Genomic DNA, 6049 nt, shown 5'->3' on the forward strand with positions numbered 1-6049 from the left:
ACGGTGCGCTCAGGCGCACCGTTTTTTTTTGCCCGATCAGCTCGTCGCACCACGCAATTCGACTTCAAAAACCAGCGGTGTGAACGGCGCGATCAGGTCGCCGGCACCGTCTGCGCCATAGGCCTGATCGGATGGAATCACCAGTCGCCATTTCGCACCCACCGGCATGTTTTGCAACGCGGTGCGCCAACCCGCGATTACGCTGTCGAGGTTGAACCACTGCGGCTGACTGTTCTGGTCGAACACGGTGCCATCCGGCAGGCGCCCGATATACAACACCTGGACTTGTCCATCGGGACCGGCTTTCGCGCCAGTGCCTGGCGTCAGCTCGGTCAGCAAGATGCCGTCGGCCAGTTCCTTCACGCCCGGTCGGGCTTTTTCCGCAGTCAGGAAACGCTGCTCGTTTTCCATCGCGGCATCGCTCGAAGGCTGCGCATTGTGTTCGGCATTCTGTGATTCGTGATCGGCCAGAATCTGCTCAATGCGCGCTTCGCTCAGCGCCAGCGGCTTGCCTTGATAAGCCTGCTGCAACCCATCGATCAATGCCTGAATCTGCAATTGCGGGACTTCCTGACGCAGCCGTTCGCCCAGGCTTGCACCGAGGCTGTAGGCCAGATCATGAGCGTCATTCGCCGTGGTTTTTTCGTCTGCGTGGGTAACTGAAAAAATCATGCAGAGGGATAAAAAAAAGTAGCGCGACATCGGCACTCTCCGTCCTGAGGTGCGGTGGATTATGCCAGCGTGAACGTCTGCAACGGTGAACTGCTTTTGACTTCATGCAGAACATTTTCAGTTCGGTGCAACGCAACGCAATTGATACTGTCAAGATGACCTAGCGGCGGTAGCAGCAGAGGTCTAGTATGAGCCGCACTCACGTCAGCCAGGAGGTAAACCATGTCGGCCACCAAGAAGCCTGTAAACACTCCGTTGCACTTACTCCAACAACTCTCGGGCAGCTTGCTCGAGCATCTGGAAAACGCTTGCTCCCAAGCCTTGGCTGATGCTGAAAAACTGCTCGCCAAACTGGAAAAGCAACGCGGCAAGGCGCAAGAAAAACTGCACAAATCCCGCACCAAATTGCAGGACGCAGCTGCCGCCGGTAAAGCCAAGGCGCAGACCAAAGCCAAAGGCGCAGTGAAAGAACTCGAAGACCTGCTCGATGCCCTGAAGGATCGTCAGTCCGATACCCGCAGCTACATTCTGCAACTCAAGCGCGATGCTCAGGAAAGTCTGAAACTGGCCCAGGGCGTTGGTCGTGTGCAAGAAGCAGTGGGCAAAGTGTTGTCCTCGCGTTCGGCCAAACCTGCTGCTGCGCCAGCTAAGAAAGCGGCAGCCAAGCCTGCTGCAAGCAAGGCACCGGCGAAAACTGCGGCTGCCAAACCAGCTGCAAAAGCCAGCGCAAAACCTGCTGCCAAAGCTCCGGTGAAAGCGGCGGCAAAACCGGCGGCGAAAAAACCGGCTGCGGCGAGCGCTGCGAAACCTGCGGCTAAAACCACTGCTGCGAAACCTGCGGCCGCTAAACCTGCTGCTGCCAAACCAGTCACAAAAACAGCTGCGACCAAAGCAACTCCGGCGAAAACCGCAGCAGCCAAACCGGCCGCTAAACCGGCTGCCAGAACTGCGGCCAAACCCGCGGCCAAAACTGCCGCTGCAAAACCTGCAGCCAAGGCGCCCGCCAAACCCGTTGCCGCCAAAGTTGCAGCGAAAACGGCTGCTAAAGTTGCAGTAAAACCCGCTGCAAAATCTGCTGCGAAACCAGCCGCCAAGCCTGCAGTGAAAGCCGCCGCCAAGCCAGCTGCGGCTAAACCGGCTGCCAAGCCAGCCGCCAAACCAGTTGCGAAAAAACCGGTGGCGGCTAAACCTGCCGCAGCCAAACCGGCGACTGCTCCAACTGCCAAGCCTGCCGCACCGGCAACCCCGGCTTCGCCAGCAGCCTCTGCGCCAGCCGCTTCCACCTCGACCACCATGACTGCGCCAACGCCAGCCGCTGCATCGAGCGTCAGCAACAATCCAACCAGCGCCTCCTAAGTGCCGGTTGCCGCGACGCGCAGCACTTGCAGCGCGTCGCGGTTCAGGCTGGCCGCCGGACCGGCCAACGCCTCCAGCCAGATCTCCGCCCCGGCTTCATTTCGCTCCCACACCTGAGCAACACCCTCCAGTCGCGACAACAACGCGCGCTCGGCTTCAAGCTCCAGCGCTTTGACTTGCTCACGCATGCCTTTCAACACTGGATCATCAACCGCCCGGGTTTTCCATTGCATGCGCAACGTTCGCAACGGTTGCACAACCTCGATATCCCATGACTCGGTCAATGCCTGAAGCGGCTGCACGCGCTGTTGATCGCAGGCCACACCACGTTGTTCCAGCCATAAACCGCACAACAGCAGGCACACATTGGCCCCTGCCGTTTGCAGTTGCAGGCAGGCGTCTTCCACGCCCGGACGGGCGTAGGTGGCAAGGGAAAAGCTCCACAGGTCAGAGGACATCGTGCTACTCGCGCCAGTTGTGAGCGAAGCTGGTAGACTCCGCCGCCATTATGATCCGACTTCAGAACCTGACTTTACAGCGTGGCCCGCAACGTCTGCTAGAAGACGCCGAGCTGACCCTGCACGCCGGCCACAAAGCTGGCCTCATCGGTGCCAACGGCGCCGGCAAATCCAGCCTGTTCGCCTTGCTGCGCGGCGAGTTGCACCCGGATTCGGGCGATTGCCTGCTGCCGGCCGACTGGCGAATCGCGCACATGCGCCAGGAGGTCGACACCCTCGAGCGCCTGGCGGTCGACTATGTGCTCGATGGCGACCTGCGTCTACGTGAGGTGCAGCGTGATCTCGCCGCAGCCGAAGCGGCCCATGACGGTGTCGCTCTGGCCCGCCTGCACGCCGAACTCGACAGCGCCGACGGCTACACCGCCGACGCCCGGGCCCGCAAATTGCTGGCTGGCCTGGGGTTCACCAACGAACAGATGGATCGTCAGGTCGGCGATTTCTCCGGTGGCTGGCGGATGCGCCTGAACCTGGCGCAGGCCCTGATGTGCCCATCGGACTTGTTGCTGCTCGACGAACCGACCAACCACTTGGACCTCGACGCCATCATCTGGCTCGAAGAGTGGCTCAAAAGCTACCCGGGCACCCTACTGCTGATTTCCCACGACCGCGATTTCCTCGATGAAGTCGTCGACCATGTGGCCCACGTCGATCAGCGCAAAATCACCCTCTACCGTGGCGGCTACACCGCGTTCGAGCGTGCCCGTGCCGAGCGTCTGGCCCAGCAGCAACAGGCCTACGAGAAGCAGCAGGCGCAGCGTGCGCACATGGAAAGCTACATCGCCCGCTTCAAGGCCCAGGCCACCAAGGCCCGTCAGGCGCAGAGCCGGATCAAGGCACTGGAGCGGATGGAGGAGCTGTCGGCAGCCCACGTCGATTCGCCGTTTGACTTCGTGTTCCGCGAGTCGACCAAGATCTCCAGCACGCTGATCGATCTGTCCGATGCGAACCTGGGCTACGGCGACCGCACCGTGCTGGAGAAGGTCAAGCTGCAACTGACCCCCGGCGCGCGGATCGGTCTGCTCGGGCCCAACGGCGCGGGTAAATCGACGCTGATCAAGAACCTCGCCGGTGAGTTGCAACCGCTGGCCGGGCGTCTGACCCGTGGCGAGAATACCGTGGTCGGCTACTTCGCTCAGCATCAACTCGACTCACTGGACTCCAAGGCCAGCCCGTTGCTGCACTTGCAGCGCCTGGCGCCGACCGAGCGTGAGCAGACCCTGCGTGACTTCCTCGGTGGTTTCGACTTCCGCGGTGCGCGGCTTGATGAGCCGGTACTGAATTTCTCCGGCGGCGAAAAGGCCCGTCTGGCCCTGGCGTTGATCGCTTGGGAACGGCCGAACCTGTTGCTGCTCGACGAACCGACCAACCACCTCGACCTGGAAATGCGCCTGGCGCTGACTATGGCGCTGCAGGAATTCAGCGGCGCGGTGCTGGTGGTTTCCCACGATCGTCATCTGCTCAAGAGCACCACCGATAACTTCTACCTGGTGGCCGACGGCAAGGTCGAAGAGTTCGATGGCGATCTCGAAGACTACGCGCGCTGGCTGGTGGAATACCGTCAGCGCAATGCGCCGGTCAGCAATACTCCGGTAAACCCGGACAAGACCGACAAGAAAGCCCAGCGTCAGGCTGCTGCTGCGTTGCGTCAGCAACTGGCGCCGCACAAGCGTGAAGCCGATAAGCTTGAAGCCGAACTGGGCAAGCTCCACGAGAAACTCGCCAAGGTCGATGCCAGCCTCGGCGACAGCGACATCTACGAGCCGGCACGCAAGAACGAATTGCGTGATCTGCTGGCTGAACAAGCCAAGCTGAAAGTGCGCGAAGCCGAGCTTGAAGACGCGTGGATGGAAGCCCTGGAGACGCTGGAAAGCATGCAGGCGGAGCTGGAGGCGCTGTCCTGATGGAAGCGTTCAAGCTGCCGCTGCCAGCGATGTGGGTCGAGCCGATCTGGCTCGGCGTGCAGATTCTGCTGATTCTGCTGGCCGGTTACATTGCCCAGCGCTTTGTCGCCAAATGCCTGACCCGTCTGGGTGAGCGCTACCCGTTCCCGCCGCAGCTGTTGATGCCGCTGCGTGGCGTGCTGCGCTGGCTGATCATGGGCAGTGCGGTGATTTTCGTCCTGGAGCGCCTCGGCGTGTCGGCCACAGTGTTGTGGACGGCACTCTCGGGTTTTGTCGCGGTGGCGGCGGTGGCGTTCTTCGCGATGTGGAGCGTGCTGTCGAATCTGCTCTGCGCGATTCTGATTTTCACTGTCGGGCCGTTTCGTTTGGGTGATGTGGTCGAGCTGGTGGACACCACGGACAAACCCGGCGTCAAAGGTCGGGTGGTGGCGATCAATCTGCTCTACACCACGTTGATCGAGGCTGAAGAACTGGGCACCGGCAGCGCGATGGTGCAGGTGCCGAACAGCTTGTTCTTCCAGCGTTCGGTACGGCGTTGGCGTGGGACTGATGTGTTCCCGTCGAGCGGCTTCGAGAAGTAATTTCTATGTCGTCTGTTCCGACGCCTTCGCGAGCAGGCTCGCTCCCACAGTAGACCGTGATCAAATGTGGGAGCGAGCCTGCTCGCGAAGGGGCCCTCAGCTTCCCGCAATATTTAGCAAAAAACTGGTAGTCATCCATTCAAACCCGCATTAGCTTAGGCATTTGTCACGAGCATGAGCCGAGGTGTGCGATGGAGCTACAAACATGGCTGGCGTTTTTCGCCGCCTGCTGGGTGATCAGTCTTTCCCCGGGCGCCGGCGCCATTGCGTCGATGTCCAGCGGTCTGCAATACGGTTTCTGGCGCGGCTACTGGAATGCCCTGGGCCTGCAAATCGGCCTGGCCGTGCAGATTGCGATTGTCGGCGCCGGTGTCGGCGCAATTCTCACTGCTTCGGCCACCGCGTTCCACGCGATCAAATGGTTCGGTGTGGCGTATCTGGTGTATCTGGCGATCAAGCAATGGCGCGCCCTGCCCATGGACATGAGCGATGACGCGGCGGTGCGGCCGATCGGCAAGCCGCTGGCGCTGGTGTTCCGCGGTTTTCTGGTGAACATCAGCAACCCCAAGGCATTGGTGTTCATGCTGGCGGTGCTGCCGCAGTTCATCAATCCTCACGCGCCGCTGCTGATCCAGTATCTGGTGATCGGCGCGACCATGATCTGCGTCGACCTGATCGTCATGGCCGGCTACACCGGTCTGGCGTCGAAAGTGCTGCGCCTGCTGCGCACGCCAACGCAGCAGAAACGCATGAACCGCACGTTTGCCGGGCTGTTCATCGGCGCCGCGGCGTTCATGGCGACGTTGCGTAAAGCAGCGGCGTAAAGCGCGCGGACACAAAAAAGGCGACCTGATGAGGTTAATGCCAGTCAGTTAAGCTGACTGGCATTTTTGCTTTTGATCGGATACTTCGGCGATTTGAGCCTGATTGCCCGAGGATAAATGCGCTCCTCGCGTCGATGTGGCAGGACATAATGCGGGGCTGAGGCATGCAACTCTGCGAGATATTTGGGGATGTTCCC

6 protein-coding genes are annotated in these 6049 nt (G+C 60.8%); 4 read left to right on the top strand and 2 right to left on the bottom strand.

Translation table 11 applies throughout. The annotated features are described in order from the left end of the window. Window positions 1-36 precede the first annotated feature (36 nt). Window positions 37-702: an FKBP-type peptidyl-prolyl cis-trans isomerase gene (locus CKW18_RS06325; protein WP_095187969.1), complete on the bottom strand. Its 666-nt coding sequence runs from the start codon at window positions 700-702 to the stop codon at window positions 37-39. A 192-nt stretch (window positions 703-894) separates the two neighbouring features. Here CKW18_RS06325 and CKW18_RS06335 point away from each other — a divergent pair, with 192 nt between their 5' ends. After that, entirely contained in the window at window positions 895-2028 is a 1134-nt protein-coding gene (locus tag CKW18_RS06335) for an AlgP family protein (RefSeq protein ID WP_095187971.1), read from the top strand. Here CKW18_RS06335 and CKW18_RS06340 read toward each other — a convergent pair. Beyond that, entirely contained in the window at window positions 2025-2486 is a 462-nt protein-coding gene (locus CKW18_RS06340) for a TIGR02444 family protein (protein WP_095187972.1), read from the bottom strand. The genes CKW18_RS06335 and CKW18_RS06340 overlap by 4 nt on opposite strands. A 50-nt stretch (window positions 2487-2536) precedes the next feature. On the opposite strand from CKW18_RS06340, the gene abc-f reads away from it, so the two are divergent. The 3 genes from abc-f to CKW18_RS06355 all read left to right on the top strand — a co-directional run bounded on the left by abc-f (window position 2537) and on the right by CKW18_RS06355 (window position 5852). Beyond that, window positions 2537-4447: a ribosomal protection-like ABC-F family protein gene (abc-f, locus tag CKW18_RS06345; RefSeq protein WP_095187973.1), complete on the top strand. Its 1911-nt coding sequence runs from the start codon at window positions 2537-2539 to the stop codon at window positions 4445-4447. Further along, window positions 4447-5028: a mechanosensitive ion channel family protein gene (locus CKW18_RS06350; protein WP_095187974.1), complete on the top strand. Its 582-nt coding sequence runs from the start codon at window positions 4447-4449 to the stop codon at window positions 5026-5028. Before abc-f ends, CKW18_RS06350 begins: the two co-directional genes overlap by 1 nt. A gap of 191 nt (window positions 5029-5219) precedes the next feature. Beyond that, complete coding sequence (locus CKW18_RS06355; RefSeq protein WP_095187975.1) at window positions 5220-5852, top strand: LysE family transporter; 633 nt, start codon at window positions 5220-5222, stop codon at window positions 5850-5852. Window positions 5853-6049 lie beyond the last annotated feature (197 nt).

It is taken from the genome of Pseudomonas sp. Irchel 3E19 (assembly GCF_900187585.1).
GTDB lineage: Bacteria > Pseudomonadota > Gammaproteobacteria > Pseudomonadales > Pseudomonadaceae > Aquipseudomonas > Aquipseudomonas baetica.